Annotated in this window: 13 protein-coding genes and 1 pseudogene; 12 read left to right on the top strand and 2 right to left on the bottom strand. The window is 74.5% G+C overall.

All coding sequences use genetic code 11. From position 1 onward, the window contains the following. Positions 1-84: 84 nt before the first annotated feature. Positions 85-5,268 carry a hypothetical protein gene (locus ACZ63F_RS27315; RefSeq protein ID WP_469714487.1) on the bottom strand — a complete coding sequence of 1,728 codons (5,184 nt, stop codon included), beginning with the start codon at positions 5,266-5,268 and terminating at the stop codon, positions 85-87. 341 nt (positions 5,269-5,609) lie between these two features. Between ACZ63F_RS27315 and ACZ63F_RS27310 the strand changes: the two genes are divergently transcribed. The 4 genes from ACZ63F_RS27310 to ACZ63F_RS27295 all read left to right on the top strand — a co-directional run bounded on the left by ACZ63F_RS27310 (position 5,610) and on the right by ACZ63F_RS27295 (position 8,337). Further along, on the top strand, positions 5,610-7,193 hold the full coding sequence (locus ACZ63F_RS27310) for a phage tail sheath family protein (RefSeq protein WP_469714484.1): 1,584 nt from the start codon (positions 5,610-5,612) through the stop codon (positions 7,191-7,193). Positions 7,194-7,256: 63 nt separating this feature from the next. Next, the gene (locus tag ACZ63F_RS27305) at positions 7,257-7,700 is read left to right on the top strand and encodes a phage tail protein (protein WP_093500609.1); all 444 of its coding nucleotides are present in this window, start codon (positions 7,257-7,259) and stop codon (positions 7,698-7,700) included. Beyond that, positions 7,700-8,170 carry a hypothetical protein gene (locus tag ACZ63F_RS27300; RefSeq protein ID WP_469714480.1) on the top strand — a complete coding sequence of 157 codons (471 nt, stop codon included), beginning with the start codon at positions 7,700-7,702 and terminating at the stop codon, positions 8,168-8,170. Before ACZ63F_RS27305 ends, ACZ63F_RS27300 begins: the two co-directional genes overlap by 1 nt. Further along, positions 8,167-8,337, top strand: coding sequence for a DUF6760 family protein (locus ACZ63F_RS27295; protein ID WP_089100305.1), 171 nt, complete (start codon positions 8,167-8,169; stop codon positions 8,335-8,337). Before ACZ63F_RS27300 ends, ACZ63F_RS27295 begins: the two co-directional genes overlap by 4 nt. 1,349 nt (positions 8,338-9,686) lie before the next feature. Here the strand turns inward: ACZ63F_RS27295 and ACZ63F_RS27290 are convergent. Next, positions 9,687-10,967 (bottom strand): hypothetical protein, encoded by a 1,281-nt coding sequence (locus ACZ63F_RS27290; protein WP_469714477.1) that lies wholly within the window; start codon positions 10,965-10,967, stop codon positions 9,687-9,689. Between the two features lie 298 nt (positions 10,968-11,265). Between ACZ63F_RS27290 and ACZ63F_RS27285 the strand changes: the two genes are divergently transcribed. The 8 genes and pseudogenes from ACZ63F_RS27285 to ACZ63F_RS27250 all read left to right on the top strand — a co-directional run. Next, positions 11,266-11,853 (top strand): hypothetical protein, encoded by a 588-nt coding sequence (locus ACZ63F_RS27285; protein ID WP_469714475.1) that lies wholly within the window; start codon positions 11,266-11,268, stop codon positions 11,851-11,853. Between the two features lie 77 nt (positions 11,854-11,930). Then, positions 11,931-12,353: a phage tail protein gene (locus ACZ63F_RS27280; RefSeq protein WP_181806069.1), complete on the top strand. Its 423-nt coding sequence runs from the start codon at positions 11,931-11,933 to the stop codon at positions 12,351-12,353. Positions 12,354-12,368: 15 nt separating this feature from the next. Further along, positions 12,369-13,091 (top strand): CIS tube protein, encoded by a 723-nt coding sequence (locus ACZ63F_RS27275; protein WP_469714471.1) that lies wholly within the window; start codon positions 12,369-12,371, stop codon positions 13,089-13,091. Further along, entirely contained in the window at positions 13,091-15,001 is a 1,911-nt protein-coding gene (locus ACZ63F_RS27270) for a VgrG-related protein (RefSeq protein ID WP_469714468.1), read from the top strand. Before ACZ63F_RS27275 ends, ACZ63F_RS27270 begins: the two co-directional genes overlap by 1 nt. An 88-nt stretch (positions 15,002-15,089) precedes the next feature. Continuing rightward, positions 15,090-15,530 carry a GPW/gp25 family protein gene (locus tag ACZ63F_RS27265; RefSeq protein WP_352356709.1) on the top strand — a complete coding sequence of 147 codons (441 nt, stop codon included), beginning with the start codon at positions 15,090-15,092 and terminating at the stop codon, positions 15,528-15,530. A 5-nt stretch (positions 15,531-15,535) separates the two neighbouring features. Continuing rightward, the gene (locus ACZ63F_RS27260; RefSeq protein ID WP_469714466.1) at positions 15,536-17,497 is read left to right on the top strand and encodes a putative baseplate assembly protein; all 1,962 of its coding nucleotides are present in this window, start codon (positions 15,536-15,538) and stop codon (positions 17,495-17,497) included. A gap of 28 nt (positions 17,498-17,525) precedes the next feature. Next, complete coding sequence (locus ACZ63F_RS27255) at positions 17,526-18,086, top strand: phage tail protein (RefSeq protein WP_469714464.1); 561 nt, start codon at positions 17,526-17,528, stop codon at positions 18,084-18,086. Next, a pseudogene (locus ACZ63F_RS27250) lies at positions 18,083-18,331 on the top strand (zinc ribbon domain-containing protein); the annotation flags it as partial. The gene ACZ63F_RS27255 and the pseudogene ACZ63F_RS27250, both read left to right, overlap by 4 nt.

Genomic DNA, 18,331 nt, shown 5'->3' with positions numbered 1-18,331 from the left:
TTCGGCGACGGACCCTTGACCACAACTACGAGCACCGTGGCCGGGTGCGCAAGGGGCGTTCGGGCAGTCTCGGGGGCAGCGTCCTCAGGACTCCCCGTCCGCCGCCGCCAGCACGCGGTGCGGGTCGGCCGGCGCGTGGCCGCCATGCGCGGCGGCCGCCATGTGCCGTACCGCCGGTTCGGGCATCCGGATCACCACCGGGTACGTGAGGGTGTGGTCCTGTACGCCGACCGCCCGTGCCGGATCGCGCAGCGCCCCGGTGTGCCGGTGCCGCACCTGGGCCACGGCCCTGACCTGCAGAGTGAACTGCACCAGCAGTGAAGCGGCCTTCGGCTTCTGCAGCGGCACCGTGCCGGATGCGTTGCCCGCGGCGTCGGTGGGACCGCCGTCGCGGCCGTACGTGCCGGGGACGTTGTTCATGCCCGAGTAGTCGGCGCGGACCGGGCCCTCGCCGCCCATGAACCGCGCGGAACGGCCGTGGTGGGCGGCGTGCTGTGTCTCGCCGGCCGCCGGACGCCCCTCGGTACCGCTCTGTGCGACCGTCTCGAACGTCATCTTGTCGCCCTTGCCGAGGATCTCCCCGTCGCGCAGGCGCGCGTGCAGGGAACAGGCGATGTCCTGGCCCTCGGCGCCGGACACGTGCACCGGCGGCAGCTGCGCACCGGCCGACACCAGCAGCGGCAGCGCCGCCGTGAGCCACTCGGTGGACACCGCCTCCCGCTGGGCGTAGTGCGCCGCGTCACCTGCCTTCCGCAAGCCGCTGCCCGCCTGCGCCTGCGCCATGGCCCGGCCGATCAGTTCCCGTACCTGCGGGGCGCCCCGGAAGCCGTTGACCTGCGCCTCCAGGGGCAGTTCTGCGCCGTCGGCGCGCCATGCGGCCAGGGCGGCCGGAGCGGCGTCGCGTACCGGGGCGGTGCTGCCCCTGGCGGGTTCCGCACGGCGCTCCGGCCGGGCGCGGGCGACGGCCTTCAGGTCGTTGTCCAGCACGCGGTGGAGGAAGGACCCGTCGAGGGTCACGGACGCCAACCGGCCGTCGGCCGAACGCAGTTCGAGTTCCGCCTGGAAGGGGACCGTCACGTTCACCGAGCCGGCCTCGGTGTCCACGATGGTGCGCAGGCCGGTCTGGGTCCGGATGGCCGCGGTCCGCCGGCTCGACGCGGTCTTCCCCGCGCCGGGGCCCGCGACGGCGCCCGCGCTGCCGACGACGTCGTCGTGCGGCTTGCCCGCACCGGTCAGCGAGGCGTCGACACCGCTGGTGAGGCTCTCCTGGCTGCTGGTCGCACGCTGTGAGTACGCGACGGTCGCGAACTCCATCTCCCGGTCGTTGCCGGACGGCCCGGCCACCGTGCCGGGCCCGGTGCGGCGGATGTGGAAGACGGCCCAGTACGAGGTGGCCCGGCGGCCGGGGACGGAACTGTTGCGCAGCAGCTCGACGGGAACGCCGCCGTCCATGGCCCCGGCGAGCAGGCCCACCGCGCCGTCCTGGTCCAGCACCCGCAGCAGCCGCTGCACGTTCTCGAACCGGTCGTCCAGCACCCGGGCCGGCAGGAGGTCGTCCGCCAGCGCCCGGTCCCGCACCGCAGCGCGCAGCCGTCCGAGCAGTGGCACGAAGTCGGGCATGCCGTCGACCAGACCGGCCCCCAGCGGGAGGTGCGCGGGGAGCGCCGGTACGCCGGACACGTCCCGCGGCGGTGCGGGTGGAGCGGCCCGCGGTTCCCGGCTGCCGGACCCCTCCGCCGCCCGCTCGGGGAGCTTGCCCTTCGGGTCCTTCGCGGCCTTCCCGTCCCTCGGGGCGGGCCCCCACGCGGCCGCGGTCTCCGCCAGCGCCCGCTCCTGCTCCCGGGCCCGTTCCTCCGGCGTGCGCAGGCCCGCCCTGCGCAACTGCGGCTCGGTGAGCCAGAGTCCGACGGCGCCCGGCACCGTCAGCCGCTGCGACATCGCGTACGGGCCGCGGCCGTTCACCGCGACCTCGGCCACCATCCATGCGGACAGGTCGCACTGGACGAGGTAGAGCGGCCTGGAGCGCGGATGGACGGAGTTGCGTTCGATCGTGCCGCCGGTCGTCGACGTGTCGGTCGTGGTCGTCGCCTGCCCGAAGGCGGGTGACACGCTCTGGGCCAGCGTCCAGCCCGCGCCGCGCTCCGACCCGGTGCCGTTGAAGGTCACCGCCCTGCTCTTCGTCGACGCGTGCTGCCCCGACGCCTGATGGCCGCCCAGCACCATGTTCTCGACGCCGGCCCCGCCCACCCCGTCCTGCTCCGGCCTGCGGCGCAGGACCCGCGGGTCGGTGAGGGCCAGCCGGGTGCCGACGGCACCGTTCAGCGCGGCCGCGCGCCGGGCGTGGCGCAGGTCTCCGACCACCCAGCCGGTGCGGGTGGCCTGCCGCAGGGCCGCGGTGACGGACTCCGGGCCGAGCCGCTCCTCCAGCGCGAGGCGTGGGGCGAGGCCCTCCGCCTGGTACGCGGTGTCCCCCGGCCGGTCCCGGTCGCCCTTGCGCGCGGCCAGGGCGAGCAGCTGGAACGCCAGTTGCCGCAGTTGCCCGCCGTCGCCGACGGTCTCCACGAACTCCCAGTCGCGTACCTGCCGGCCGGTGTCCAGGCCGGGTGCCCGGGTGAGCATGTCGTGGATGCCGGTGGCCCGGGAGGCGAGGTGGAACCTGGCGGCCCGGGACCGCCGCCCTGCCGTCCTGCGGTGCTCGTCGGCGCCCACGGTGAGCGCGGCCGGCGTGCTCAGCTCCACGTCCTGCCCCTCCGCGCTCCCGTCGAAGTGCTGCGGCACGTCGGCGTCGAGGTCGCCCAGCGAGGCGACGGTCCGGGCCTCGGGCTGCTCGCGGCCCGGGGCGCCGGGGGTGAGGGAGCGTTTCAGGGTGCGCTCCCGGGTGGTCATGGTGACCTTGGCGTCGAGCATCAGCCGGGTGCCGAACGTGCTCGTCCTCACATCACCGCTGTTGAGCGAGTCGCCCCGGACCGCGGGACCGCCCTGGACGCGGCGCGCGCTCTCCACGGCGGCGTTGGCGGTGACGCCGACGGACAGCGCCCCCGGTAGCAGCGTGGCGTTCCCGCTGCCCTGCACGCCGGCCCTGCGGGCGGTGGCGCGGCCGGTCTGCCCGCCGGAGGCGACGCCCGAACTGCTGCGCACCAGCCAGTTGTCGGTGTCGCCGAGGTAGGTGAGCGCGCCGACCCGCCCGCGTACCCGTATCTGCACGTCGTGGGAGTGCAGGGTGGACTTTCTGCGCAGCCGCACCGGGATGCCGGCGCCCAGGAGCTGGTTCTTCTTCGCCCGCAGGTTGGTCTCCGAGAGCACGGTGACCAGCTCGCGGTAGTTGCGCATGCGCGCCTCGGACTTGTCCCGGTCCGGGATGCTCCCCCGCGGCCGGTCGCCGGTGGCGAAGTCCGGCAGGTAGCCCGCCAGTTCCGGCCGCGACGCGAACAGCCCCTCCAGCGCCTCGACGAGGGGGCGCACGTCCAGGTGGGTGAGGGAGACGCTGTTGCCGGCGGCGCCGAACGGCAGGTGGCGTTCGCTCTCGTGCTCGGTTCCGTCGGGCGCGGTCTCGGTGGGCCTGCGGTGCAGCGGGCCGGCCTGCACGCCCTTGGGCAGCGGCAGCCCGATGTGCTGGGCCTCCTGGGCGCTCAGGGTGACCCAGCTGTCCAGGGTGTGCTCGGCCGTGCGCTGTGCCGGGTGCAGCCGCTGTGCGGGGGACGCGGGCCCCAGGCCCTGTACGGTCAGCCGGACCCGGCCGAGGTAGAGCACCTTGTCGCCGCGGATCTCGGCGCCCTTCCGGGTGGCCACGGTCTGGTCGGACGACGAGAACCGGGCGCTCTTCAGGGCTACGGAGCCCATGCCCTGGAACCGGACGACCGGTGCGCCAGGGGGGCCGAAGGCGACCGCGGGACCGGCCCCGGCCATACCGCTGCTGCCCTTCGCGCCGGTACGGCCCGCACCGTGCGCGCTCTGCTGGTGGGTGCGCAGCTGGGTCTGCCCCGCGCCCCAGCCCGGGGTCAGGGACACGACGTCGGCGCGCATCCGGTACGCACTGGCGGCGCTGCCGTCCGCGGAGAGCAGGTCCTCGCTGGGTACCCAGCCCGCGAGGAGCCGGGGCAGGTCCTGCAGCACGGTCGTGCCGGAGGTGGCCGCGAACAGCTTGGCCCGGCCGGGCGTGCCGGGCGCGGTCACCCAGGGCGCGAGCACGGAGGCGACCGTGTCGAACAGGCCGCCTCCGCCGCCGTGCGGGCCGCCGGGGTCCTCCACGGCCATCGCCGCCATCGACACGGCCTGCCGTACGGAGGTGGCCTGCTCCTCGCTCAGCTCCGCTCCGGGGACCGGCCGTACGGTGCCGTGCGGCACCAGGTGCTCGTGCGGGACGCGCATGACGAGGCTGCCGTCGCCGCTCGCGAGGTGCCGGCCGCGCGCGCCGTGCTGTCTGATCCGTACGACGAAGCACACCCGGCGCCGCGCGGTGACCGTGCCGCCGCCGCTGCGGAAGGTCCGGGGCTCGGACACGGTGCGCGTGGAGTGGGTGTCGTGGGTGGAGGTCAGGGCGGCTCCGGCGGCGAGCTGCGCGCCGCCCAGGACACCGGGCGTGGGCGTCGGGACCAGGACGGTACCGGAGGCGCCGGCGCCCCACTGGCGGGCGCGGACCGTGTCGGCGGCCACCGTGCCCGCCGAGTTGTGCAGGTGGTCGACCTTGGTGTCGGCGTCCTCGCCCCGGGCGCTGTCCGCGAACGACAGCGCGGCCGCGTCCTCCGTGTCCTGCGGCGCGATGGAGACCGTGACGTCGTACGACGCCCCGTTCGCCCCGCGTACGGCGAAGGCCCGCCCGGCGCCGTAGAAGGTCTCCGGCCGCCCCGCCAGCTCCTGCCCTATCGCCTCCACGTCGGCGCCGTCCTGCCCGGTGACCCGGGTCACCTCGGCGGTGACGAAGGCGTGGCCGGTCAGCCCGGAGGCGGTGGACAGGCCCGCCGAGGTCATCGCCGTCAGGTACGGGGGAAGCGTGAGCGGTGCCTGCTGCCGGGCCGCGGCGGGGACGGGAGGCGGAGTGCGGGTCGGGGCGGGCGGCCTGCCGCCGTCGAGCAGGCCGGCCAGGGCGGCGTTCCCCGCGGTGCTCTGCAGGTCCCGCATCCCGAGGGCGGCCGGGGGGAGCCCGCCCAGCGTGCCCGGCGTCGACGGCTGCCGGCCGGCGGGGCCGTCGTCCCTGCCCTGGCCGGTGCGCTTCACCACGGCTGCGCCCGGCCCGCCGTCGCCCGGCGCCGGCTTCCCTGTCCGCCGCATCCCGCGCACTCCCGTCCCGGCGGGACCCGGGGTCCCGTCCGCGTCGTCCTGGTGGCGCGTGCGGGCGCCCGTGACGGGACGCGTCCCGTCTGGCCGTGCAGGGTAACGCGTGAACGGGAAGGGTCCGCAAGGGTGTGTTCACTGAACGGGCCGGTGAACGAACCGGAGTTGAGATGCTCCGGGTCCCTGGCCGGTGACCTGCGGCGGCCGGCTGCCCCCAGGGGTTGCCCTTGGGGGCAACAGATGTGCCCTGGTCCGGGCACCGGTGGCCGTTTCGGCCGACGCGCTTCGCGCGTGAGGGTGGGAAGCGTTCCTGTCTCGTACCCCGAGGAGAGCAGAGCATGCCGTCCTACCTGTCGCCCGGCGTCTACGTCGAGGAGGTGGCCAGCGGCTCGCGCCCCATCGAGGGGGTGGGCACGTCGGTGGCGGCCTTCGTGGGCCTGGCCCCGACCGGTCCGCTGAACGAGCCGACGCTGGTGACCAACTGGACGCAGTACGTCGCGTCCTTCGGAGAGTTCACCGACGGGTACTACCTCGCGCACTCCGTCTACGGCTTCTTCAACAACGGCGGCACGGCGGCCTACGTGGTCCGTGTCGGCGGCAGCCGGGAGGACGCCGAGGGCACCGCGGGCGCGCCCGCCGCCGTCGGGAGTGCGGCCGCCCCGGCCGCCCTGCCACCCGGCGAGGCCAAGCAGCTCGGCACCTTCACCGTCAGCGCCATCGCCTCCGGCGACCTGAGCGTCGAGGTCGCCGACCCGGAGGGCGAGGGCCCCGCCGAACGCTTCCGGCTCCTCGTCAAGGACGGCGGCAAGACCGCCGAGACCTTCGACGTGACCGCGAAGAAGGGCGGCCGCAACTACGTGGTCACCCAGGTCAAGGAGCGCTCCAAGCTCATCACCGTGACCGAGGCCGCGCCCGCCGCGCAGCTGGCCCGGCCGGACAACCAGACGGTGGCCCTCGTGGCCCCGGCCCAGACGCCGGCGTCCGCGTCCCCCGTCGCGGGCGCCGGCTCCCACCCCGGCCCCGCCGAGTACCTCGGCGACTCGGCGGACCGCACCGGTTTCGGCGGCCTGGAGGCCGTCGACGAGGTGTCCATGGTGGCCGTGCCCGACCTGATGGCCGCCTACCAGCGCGGCGCGATCGACCTGGAGGCCGTCAAGGCCGTCCAGCTCGGCCTGATCGCGCACTGCGAGCTGATGGGCGACCGGGTCGCCGTCATCGACCCGCCGCCGGGCCTCAACGCCCGCCAGATCCGGGTCTGGCGCCAGGAGACGGCCGGCTACGACTCCAAGTACGCGGCTCTGTACTACCCCTGGATCAAGACCTTCGACCCGTCCTCCGGGCAGTCCCGGCTGATCCCGCCGTCCGGCCAGGTGGCCGGCGTCTGGGCCCGCAACGACGCCGAGCGCGGCGTCCACAAGGCCCCGGCGAACGAGGTCATCCGCGGCGCGGTCGACCTGGAGCTCCAGATCACCCGCGGCGAGCAGGACCTCCTGAACCCCATCGGCGTGAACTGCATCCGCGCCTTCCCCGGCCGGGGCATCCGCATCTGGGGCGCGCGCACCCTCTCCTCCGACCCGGCCTGGCGCTACCTGAACATCCGCCGGTACTTCAACTACCTGGAGGAGTCGATCCTGATCGGCACCCAGTGGGTGGTCTTCGAGCCCAACGACCACAACCTCTGGGCCCGCATCCGGCGCAACATCTCCGCGTTCCTGGTCAACGAGTGGCGCAGCGGCGCCCTGTTCGGGCAGCGGCCCGAGGAGGCGTACTACGTCAAGTGCGACGAGGAGACCAACCCGCCGGAGTCGGTCGACGTCGGCCGCGTGATCTGCGAGATCGGCATCGCCCCGGTCAAGCCGGCCGAGTTCGTGATCTTCCGGCTGGCCCAGTTCAGCAGCGGCAGCGGCGAGCTGCAGGAGTAGCGGACCCCGCGGTCCCCCATCCCCCTGATGTCACGGCACCTTGAGAAGAACGGGCAGTAACACATGAGTCTCCAGCCGGGTGACGCCCTCACATCGCACAATTTCGGCCTGCAGATCGACGGCGTGATGGTCGAGTACCTCGCCGAGGTCAGCGGCATGACGATGGAGCAGGACGTCATCACCTACCAGCAGAACACGCCGGACGGGAAGAACCACGTCCGCAACCTGCCGGGCGTGAAGAAGAACGGCACCTGCACGGTCGTCCGCGGTATGACCCAGTCCTCGTCGTTCACCCAGTGGATCAACGAGTCGATCAACGGCCAGATGACCACGGCCCGCAAGAACGCCTCCATCATCATGATGGACTTCGAGAACAACCCGGTGAAGCGCTACAACCTGCGCAACGCCTGGTGCAGCAAGATCGACACCAGCACGGTGAAGGCGGGCGAGGCGTCCGCGCTGACCGAGACGGTGACCATCACGTTCGAAGAACTGGTCATCGAGTAATGAGGCGTTCGGCTGTCAGGGCCGGGGGTGTGGGGGCGCCGCTCGCACCGGAGGCGGCGGCGCCCCAGGCCCCCCAGCAACCGGAGGCGCCCGTCGAGGTGCTGCGCACGGAGTTCCCGTTCCAGCTCCCGCGCGGGTACGTCGACGAGCAGGGCACCGTCCACCGCGACGGCGTGATGCGCCTGTCCACGGCGCGCGACGAACTGGTCCCGCTGCGGGACGTCCGCGTCCAGGAGAACCCCGCGTTCCTGTCGGTGGTGCTGCTGGGCCGGGTCATCACCCGCCTCGGCACGCTCCCGCTCGTCCACGACGGGATCGTGGAGAACATGTTCGCCTCCGACCTGGCGTTCCTGCAGGACTTCTACCGCCAGATCAACGCCGAGGGGCACACCCGGGCCGCGGTCAACTGCCCGCACTGCTCCGAGCCCTTCGAGGTGGAACTCGGCGGGAGCCGCCTGGGGGAATCGTGACGTACGCGACCGACCGGCTGCACGAGGAGATCGCGTACGTCGCCTACCACTTCCACTGGAACCTGGAGGACATCCTGGACCTGGAGCACGCCGACCGCCGCCGTTACACGGCGGAGATCGCGTCTCTGGTGACCAGGGCGGCGGCCTCCGCAGGAGCGGAGGGCTGACGGGTGGGGCTGTGGGATCGGGTACGGGGGCGCGGACGCGGGTCGTCCGGGGCCGAGGAGGCGGGAGGCTTCGGGAACGGGCCTGAGGCTCCTGCGGCGCCGCCTCGTCGCGTCGTGGCGGCTGCCTGGTCCGGGCTGCCGCCGATCCAGCGTGCGCTGGGTGCGGGCGGGCCGGTCGCGGACGCCGGGTTCGGCGGCCGGTTGCCGACCTGGCAGAACCCGTCGTTCATGGTTACGCGCTCGCACGCCGTCCTGGACGGCGAGTCCAGCGCCCGCCTGGCCGGCGGCGGCCGCCCGGGAACGTCCGGCGCCGGGGCCGTGTCCGGCCTCGAACGTCCGGTGCAGACACTGCCGTTGGCCGGTCCGACGGCAGCGACCGGGCAGGCGGGCCAGGTGGGTCCGACGGCCGGCCGACGGGCCTCGGTTCCGGTGGTGCCGTTGCGGGCGGTCGGGGGCGGAAGCGCTCCGTCGGGGGCGCGGGGAACCGCGCGGCCGGCCACGACGGACCCGCGGCGGGCCGCGCTCCGGGAGCCCGCGGGGGCCGCCGGAACCACGGGGTCCGCCGGGTCTGTCGGTTCGGCTGGTTCGGCCGGCCGCTCCGGATCTTCTGGGCTCTCCGGACCTTTGGCATCGGCCGGATCGGTGGCGCCGGCGGTACAGCGGTTGCCGTCGGCGGGTGGGCGCGGTGGTGGTGCGGCCGAGCAGCGAACCGGGGTGACACCGCAAGCCGTACGGAACGGGAACGGCGCGCCTGGCCCGGCGGCCCCGTCGACCGTCCAGGACGAGGGATCCGCGCCCACCGCGCCCGGGGCCGGGCGGCGGGCCGTGCCTGCTGTCCAGCGGTCGGCGACGTCGGCTGCCGCCGCCCCGGCCTCCGCTTCCCCCGCCGCTTCGAGCGCGGTGCCGGTGGCGTGGGCGCCGCAGCCGGCTCCGGTCGCACCAGCTCCGGCCACCGGTCCGCGGGTCGCGCCCGCACCTCCCGTCCCGCCGCGCCGCAGCGCGCTGACCACGGCACCGGCGAGCACGTCGGTGACGGCTGTCCAGCGGCGTACGTTGCCGTCGGCACCGCGGGTGACGGCCGCCGAAAGCGCGGCCCCCGCGTCCGGCGAGGGCGACCGAGCGGGCGGCGAGACGGCGGCGGTACAGCGGGCGGTCGAGGGCGGCGGCGGGGATCCGGTGCGGGTGACCGGGGGCTGGCCGCGTCCGCGCGGTGACGGCCGTTCCCCCTCCGGCGACGCCCCGCGCGCCGCCGCCCCCGGACGGGCGCCGGCCCCTGCCGTCGTCCAGCGGTCCGCGTCCGGTGCCGGACCGGTGACCGCCCGGCCGGGCACGACGGCCCCCGGCCCGCGTCAGACCGGGGCGTCCTCCGGCGGTGGCGGCGGTGGCGGCGGTACGGCCCCGGCACCCGTGCCGCCCGGGGCCACGGCTCGTACCGCCCCCGTGCCGCCCGCACCGACACCCCCCGCTGTCCCCGCTACGGCTGCCGCGCCCCCCTCGACACCGGCAGCGCCCACCGGCAACGGCGGGCCTTCCGGCAGGTCCGGCGCCGGGGCGCGGACCCCTGTGCAACGGCAGGCGGTGAGCGGCGGCCGCACCCCGGTCCCGCCGACCGTGCCCGGCACGCCTGCCCCGCTCCCGGAGCGGTCGCTGGGCAGTCCCGAGGCGACCTCGGTCCAGCGCGGCACCGTCACGGACCCGGCCGCCCGGGCCACACCTCCGTCGCCGGACAGCGGTCGTACGGGGGCCGGCGCGGCACCGACGCCCCTGACCGGTACGGCGGCCGTCGGCGCCACCGGCACCGAATCCGCCACGGCCGCCCCGCCCAGCGCCGGAGCCACGCCCCCCGCCCCCCGCGCCTCGGCCGCCCCGCAGCGCGCGCAATCCTCGACACACGCGGCCGCGAGCGGTGGCCGCGGGACGTCCGTGCAGCGAGCGACGAGCAAGAGCGCGGGCGCAACCGACGCCGTACCGGAAACGCCCCGTCCGGCGCGAAGCTCACCGGCCGGCGCGCCGCTGCCACCGGGCGAGTCCGGCCGCGACGCCGCGTCCGGCACCTCCACGACGACAACGTCGGCGGCCCCGCCCGCCTCCGCGGCGGGCTCCGCGCAGCGCGCCGCGACGACTCCGGACGCCCCTCGCCCCGGCCTCGGCGCCCCGCTGTCGCCCGCCGCCGGGAGCGGTGTCCGTGAGGTGTCGGTACAGCGGCGGACGACGGAGGGTCCGCAGCCCTCCTCCGCCGCCGTGCCGGACGCCCAGATCCCGCCGAGCCCGCGCGAGCCGGGACCCGCCCCGTCGTCCGGCGGCCCGGCGCCCGCGACGGAGCCGGCTCCCGCTTCCGCCTCCGTACCGCGCGCCGGTACGTCCACCTCCCGCGCGCCCCGTCTCGGCCTCGGCGCCCCTGTTGCGGGCCCCGTCGCCAGTGGTGCGGCTGCCGCGAGGACCACAGGCCGCCGGGCGGCCGTGCCGTCCGTGCAGCGGAAACCGGCGCCGAGCGGTCCGGCGAGCGGTCCGGTGGCTGGTTCGCCGAGCGCGGCGTCGAGCGGTCCGGTGGCTGGTTCGCCGAGCGGTCCGTCGAGCGGTCCGGTGGCTGGTGCGCCGAGCGGTCCGTCGAGCGGTCCGGTGGCCGGCACGTCGAGCCCTCCGTCGGGTGACCGGCCGGCCGCCTTCTCCCCGCCGGTGCCCGGAGCGCCCCGCCCGGTACAGCGCGCTGCGGTACCGGGCCTGCCCACGACGACGGCCGAGGGACCCCGGCCGGCTCAGTCGCTCCCGCCGGCCGCCGCCGGTCCCGCGACGCCGCCGCCCCCGTCTCTTCCCGGCACCGCCCCGGCGGCCCCTGCTGCGCCGGCCGCACCGCCTTCCCCCTGGCCTCCCTTCGTCCAGCACACCACCGCCCCCGTCCCTCCCGGCCCCGGAAGCAGCCGCCCGGCCGTGCAGCGTCAGGTGCGGTCGCCGTATCCCGGGACCACCACCCCGGCCGCCGTGCCGCTCTTCGTGCAGCGGGCCGCGACTCCGCACGCTGCCCTGCCTGCCGCCCCGCCGGTCAAGCCGGCCGCCCCCACCCTCACGTCGGTCCAGCCCGTACCGCTGCGCCCGACCGCCCCGATCTCCGCGACCGCCCCCCTCCCCGTCGCCCCCCTCGGCCGCGTCACCGTCCAGCGGGACGCTCTCACGACCGGGCCCGTCGGCGGCCACCACTCCACGGGCTCCCTGAAGAAGGAGCCGGCCACCCACAGCACCAGCACCCGTGCCGTGGCTCCCCGGACCCAGACGTCCCGGCAGCCCCCGCCCCCCGACGACCCGCCGCCGCCCGGGTACTCCGCCTCGGCCTCGGCCGCCGACGATCCACCGCCCGGCTACACGGCCGTCGAGGCCGGCGGATTCGATCCGCGGGCCCTCACCGAGTTCCAGGTGGACGCCCTCGTGCACCGGATCATCGACCGGATCACCCGGCACGTCCGCACCGAACTCCGCCGCGACCGCGAACGGGTCGGGAAACTCCGCGACTTCCGCCCCTGAAGCCCCTGACAGCTCTGACCGGCCCCTGACCGCCCCTGATCACGACGACCGCGCACCACCCACAGAAAGGCCTGCCGATGGATCGCCAGGACCCGGGAACCACAGTCTGGTTCAGCCTCTCCATCGACGGTGAGGACCTCGGTTACTTCAACGGGTGCGAGGGGCTGTCGTCACAGGTGGAGATCGAGCAGCGGCAGGAGGGCGGGAACAACGGGTTCGTGTGGCAGCTGCCGACCCGGGTCACCTTCTCCCACATCCGGCTGACCCGCCCGCTCACCCCGGACACCACGAAGGTCGCGAAGTGGATCTCGTCCGTGCAGACGGGGATCGAGCGGCCCACCGGGCAGATCACGGCGCTGCGCGCGGACGGCTCGGAGGTGGCCCGGTGGGGGCTGCTCGACGTGCTGCCGGTGAGCTGGCAGGGGCCCTCCCTGGACGCGGGCAGCCCGTCCGTGGCCACGGAGGTCCTGGAGATCGCCCACCACGGATTCACGGACTGAGAGGCAGACCAGATCATGGCCAGGAGCAGCCGGGGCGCCGGCAAGAGCCTCGTGCGGGCCACCCTCGCGATTCACGAGCCGCCCGTGGGCACCAGCACCAGTCCGGGCGGCATCATCAAGACGTTCGGGTTCGAGTTCAACCCGGCGCAGCTGTCGATCGCCCGCCGGGCGGACTGGAAGTCGTCGGCGGCGCCGATCGAACGGGACGGCGCGCTGCCGGAGTTCCTCGGCACCCACCCGCGCGAGATGAGCGTGGAGATCTTCCTGGACCGGTCCGACGACCCGGACAGCAACGACGTGATGAAGAAGGTGGAGTCGCTGCTGGCCTGCTGCGAGGTCACCAGCAAGAGCATCGCCGCCAAGCAGCCGTCGCCGCCCTGGGTGGTCTTCCAGTGGGGTTCGTTCTCGACGGCGAACTTCACCGCGTACGTCGCCTCCGCCGACGTCTCCTACTCCCTCTTCGGGACGAGCGGGATGCCGATCCGGGCCAGCTGCCGGCTCCAGCTGCACGAGATCCCGAGCAAGACCGCCGGACAGAACCCGACGTCCGGCGCGCTCACCGCGCAGCGCGTGCACCGGGTCGTCGCCGGGGACTCGCTGCAGTCGCTGGCCTGGCGGGAGTACGGCAACGCGGGCGCCTGGCGGGCGATCGCGGAGGCGAACGACATCGACGACCCGGGGTGGCTGCCCACGGGGACGGAACTGGTGCTGCCGGCCGCCGAGGAGGTGCGGTCCTGATGGTGAAGCATGCCTTCTCGAACGTCATCAAGGTCGTCATCGGCGGCAAGGAGCTGACCGCGACCTCGGAGTACGGGCGGTACCTGGTCGACGCCCACGTCGACCAGGGCGTCGGGGTGCCGGCCGCCTTCCAGCTGACCTTCCGCGACCCGGCCCGCAAGCTGCTGGGCAAGCTGGGCGTGCAGTTCGGCACCCCGGTGGTGATCACGCCGGTCTCCGACGGGCAGGGCACCGGCGACCCGCTGCTCACCGGCGAGGTCACGGCGATGGAGGCCGAGTACGACGGCACCGGCAGCTACGCGGTGGTCCGGGGCTACGACTACGGGTTCCGGCTGATGCGGCAGCGCCGCGTCGTCGCCTACCGGAACCAGACCGCCTCCGACATCGCCCGCAAGCTGGCCGCCCAGGACGGCGTGCCGATCGGGCGGATCCAGGCCACCAAGACCGTCTACGAGTTCATCAGCCAGTCGAACGTCACCGACTGGGACTTCCTGGCCCGGCTCGCCGACGAGAACGAGATGGTCATGTCGGTGGACGCCGACGGCAAGTTCCAGTTCGTGAAGCAGAAGAGCGCCTCCGGGGCGCCCTCGCCGCAGACCGACGGCGACAAGAGCCCGTTCGTGCTGGAGGCCCGGCACGACATCCTGCGGCTGCGCACCGCGGTCACCGCCTCCGACCAGGTGAACAAGGTCGAGTCGCGCGGCTGGGACGTACGGACGAAGAAGACGCTCACGGCGACCGCGACCCCCGCCTCCAACACCGGCTACAGCATCGGCACCACGCCGGGCGCGGCCGCGGGCGAGTTCAAGACGTCGAAGCTGGTCGAGACGCGTACGCCGTACGACAAGCAGACCGAGGTGAAGTACGCGGCCGACGCCCTCTCCGACGACGTCACGTCGACGTTCGCCGAGGTCGAGGTGGTCGTGCGGGGCAACCCGAAGCTGCGGCCGGGGGTGCCGGTGGCGCTCGCCGACGTCGGGGACCCCTTCGAGGGGAAGTACACGGTCACCTCGGTACGGCACGTCTTCGGCGACGCCAAGCACTACGAGACCTGGATCACCGTCAGCGGCCGCCAGTGGCGCTCGCTCTACGGCGTCGCCTCCGGCGGTGGCGGGGACGCCGGCGGCGACCGGCAGCTCAGCGTGGCCCAGGCCCTCGTCACCGACGTGCAGGACCCGCTCCAGCAGGGCAGGGTGAAGCTCAAGTTCCCGTGGCTCGACGACACCTACGTCAGCGACTGGACCCGGACCATGCAGTGGGGCGGGGTGCGCGGCGGCGGGGTCTTCCCGATGGACGTCGGCGACGAGGTGCTGGTCGCCTTCGACCGGGGCGCCCTCGACCACGCGTACGTCATCGGCGGCCTCTACAACGGCAAGGACAAGCCGACCCGGGTCAAGGACGTGCCGCTGCACGACGGCATGCGCGGCCGGGCCACCCGGCACACCGTCTCCGACCGGGTCGGCAACCGCATGGACCTGCTCGACCAGCGGGGCCGCAAACAGGGCGTGCGGCTGGCCAGCGGCGACGACAAGCTCACCGTCTTCCTGGACCGGCAGAAGACCGAGATCACCGTGGACAGCAAGGGCAGCGTCTCCATCAAGGGCAGCAGGTCGGTGTCGGTCGAGGCGGGCGCCAACCTGTCCCTGAAGGCGGCGGGCGCGCTCAGCATCAGGAGCGGGGGGCCGCTGTCCCTGCAGAGCGGGGAACTCGTCGACATCAAGTCCCCGGCGGGCGCGGTCTCCGTGAACGCCGCCGCCGTGAACGTGATGGCGAACGCGGCCCTGTCGCTGCGCGGCAACGCGGCCGTCGCCATCAGCTCCTTCACCACGGTGGGGATCCAGGCCCCCGAGGTGCCGGTCCTGGGCAACCTGATGATGGGCGGCCTGACGGTGATGGTGATCCCGGCATGAGCGGGGACGGTGCTCCCGGCAGGAGCGGGCACGGTGATCGCGGCACGAGCGGCCGGCGGGTCTTCCCGGAGGGGCGGGTGCGGGGCTGATGGCAGAGCAGTTCGTCGGCTCCGGCTGGTCGTTCCCGTTGCGGATCGGGCCCACCGGCGGCATCGCGCTGGTCAGCGGCGAGAAGGAGGTGGAGGAGGCCATCCGGCTCATCCTCTCCACGGCCCCGGGCGAACGCCCGATGCGGCCGGAGTTCGGCTGCGCCATCCACGACCTCGTCTTCGCCCCCGTCAACGAGCAGACCGCCGGCCGCATCCAGCACGAGGTGCACGTCAGCCTCGACCGCTGGGAGCCGCGCATCGAGGTCGAGGACGTCGAGGTCACCACCGGCGCCGACCCCAGCGTGCTGATGATCGACGTCCGCTACTCGATCCGCGGCACCAACAACCCGCGCAGCCTGGTCTTCCCCTTCTACGTCATCCCCTCCCACGACGAGCCGGACCTGCCCGCCTCCCCGGACTCCTCCGAAAGCGACCGCTGATCCCGATGGCCCTGCCCTCCCCGAACCTCGACGACCGCCGCTTCCAGCAGTTCGTCGACGACGCCAAGCGCTATATCCAGCAGCGCGCCCCGGAGTGGACCGACCACAACGTCTCCGACCCCGGCATCACGCTGGTGGAGACGGTCGCGCACATGGCCGACCAGATCGTGTACCGCCTCAACCGGGTCCCCGAGAAGAACCACCTCGCCTTCCTGGACCTGGTCGGCATCACGCTGTTCCCGCCCTCCGCCGCCCGCACGGACGTGACGCTGTGGCTGTCGGCCGCCCAGGAGGAGGCGGTTCTGGTGCCGGTCGGCACCGAGGTGGCGACCCGCCGTACCGAGACGCAGGAGGCGGTGGTCTTCGCGACCGAGCGCGAACTGACCATCGTGCCCAGCGAGTTGCGGCATCTGCTGCGCCAGCAGGAGGGCTCGGCGGTCGTCGACCTTACCCACGAACTCGCCGAGGGCAAGGACCTGCTGTGCTTCAACGAGTCGCCGAACCCCGGTGACTGCATGCTGCTCGGCCTGTCCGCCGCCGTCCCGCACTGCGCGGTCGCCCTGGACCTGGACAGCCGGGTCGACGGCGTCGGCGTGGACCCGCGGCAGCCCCCGCTGGTGTGGGAGGCGTGGACGGAGGACGGCTGGAAGGAGTGCGAGGTCGACCGGGACGGCACCGGCGGCCTGAACCGCCCCGGCGAGGTCGTCCTGCACGTCCCCGGCGGCCACGTCCTGTCCCGCAACGGCGGCCTGGAGGCCAGCTGGCTGCGCTGCCGGGTCACCGAACCCCACTCCGACCAGCCGTTCTACACCACCTCACCGACGGTCCGGTTCGTCGAGGCCTGCACCGTGGGCGGCACCACGGCCGCCGTGCACGCGGAGACCGTCGAGGACGAGGCGCTCGGCGAGTCCACGGGCCTGCCCGGCCAGCGCCTCCGGCTCGCCCACGCCCCCGTCGTCGGGGACAGCCCGCCGCTCCTCCTGCAGACCGCCGAGCACGACGGCGAGGGCGGCTGGGTGGACTGGCAGGTCGTCCCGCACTTCGCGGCCTCGGGACCGGACGACCGGCACATCACCCTCGACGCGACGACCGGCGAGGTCGCCTTCGGCCCCGCGGTCCGCGAACCCGACGGCTCGCTGCGCCAGTACGGCGCGGTGGCCCCGAAGGGCGCGGTCATCCGGGCCCGCCGCTACCGCACCGGCGGCGGCCGGGAGGGCAACGTGGCCCGGGGCGCCGTACAGATCCTGCGCTCCTCCATCCCGTACGTCGCGGAGGTCGTCAACCGCGAGGCCGCGCGCGGCGGAGTGGACGGCGAGACGGTCGCCGAGGCGAAGGTCCGCGCGCCGATCACGCTGCGCGCCCAGGAGCGGGCGGTGACCCTGCGCGACTACGAGGAACTGGCCCGCCGCGCCGCGCCCGAGACGGCCCGGATCACCTGCCTGGAGGGCGAGGAGAGCGAGCACGGCTCGTACGCGGTACGGGTCCTGGTGGTGCCCCAGGCGGTCTCCGACCCGGGCGGCCGGCTCCGCTTCGAGCAACTCGTGCCCGGTGACGCGCTGCTGGACCGCATCACCCGCTACCTGGACGAACGCCGGCTGATCGGCACCCGGCTCGCGGTCGGCCCGCCCTTCTACCAGGGCGTCACGGTCGTCGCCACCGTGCACGCCTTCCGGGGCGTGGACGTCGACCGGGTCCGCCGCCAGGCCCACGACGCCCTCTACCGCCACCTGGACCCGCTGACCGGCGGCGCGGATGGCAAGGGCTGGCCGTTCGGGCGCCCGGTGCAGTCCGGTGAGATCTTCGCGGTGCTGCAGCGCGTCCCCGGCATCGAACTCGTCGACGAGGTCGTCCTGCACCCCGCCGACCCGCTCACCGGCAAGCGCGGCGACCCGACCGACCGCATTGACCTGGACGCCCCGTCCCTGGTCTTCTCCTACGACCACCGGGTGAGGGTGATCGGCGAATGACCGGCAAGAACGCGGCCGGAGGCGTCCGTTGAGAGGGTCCATCGACGGCCTCGGCTCCTCCGTCCCGATCGGCGCGATGCTCCCCGCGGTCTTCGCCGACGACGACCTGGCGCTGCGCTTCGTCGCCGGCCTGGACGACGTGATCGCCCCGATCCCGAACGTCCTGGACTGCCTGCCCAGTTACTTCGACCCGGCGCTGGCCCCGCTGGACTTCGCGGAGTGGCTCGGCACCTGGGTCGGCGCCGAGACCGACGGCACGGAATCGGCGCCCCTGCTCCGTGCGGCCGTGGCCGCGGCCGCCTACCTGCACCGCATCCGGGGCACCCGCTGGGGCCTGTCCGAGACGGTCCGGCTGGCCTTCGGCGTGGCACCGGAGATCACGGAGAGCGGCGGCGCCGACTGGAGCGCCCGCCCGCTGGGGGCCTTCCCCGGCGCTCCCCGCCCCGGTCTCCACGTCCACCTCACGCTCCCGTCCCCCACCCCGGCCGACGAGGTCCGCCTGGAACACCTCGTGGCCGCCGCCCGCCCCGCTCACATGCCCTACACGGTCCAGGTGACCGCGTCCGCCGAAAGGACCCCGCAGCGATGACGACCAACCCGAACTGCACGGAGTGCGGCACGGTCGCGGAACCGGGCCAGTCCTTCTGCGACGCGTGCGGCGCCGTCCTGAGCTGGGCGGGCACCAGCGAGGAACCCCCGCAGCAGCCGCCCGCCGGCCCCGGCTGGGACGCCGTCACCCGCAGAGACGGCACCACCGGCCTCCCCCAACACGACACAAAGCCAACGACAGCCCAGGCAGAGCCCCACGCCCCCCTGCCAACACCCCCCACCACG

This window comes from Streptomyces sp. NPDC104761, from assembly GCF_055583445.1.
This window is presented reverse-complemented; position numbering and strand designations above follow the sequence as displayed.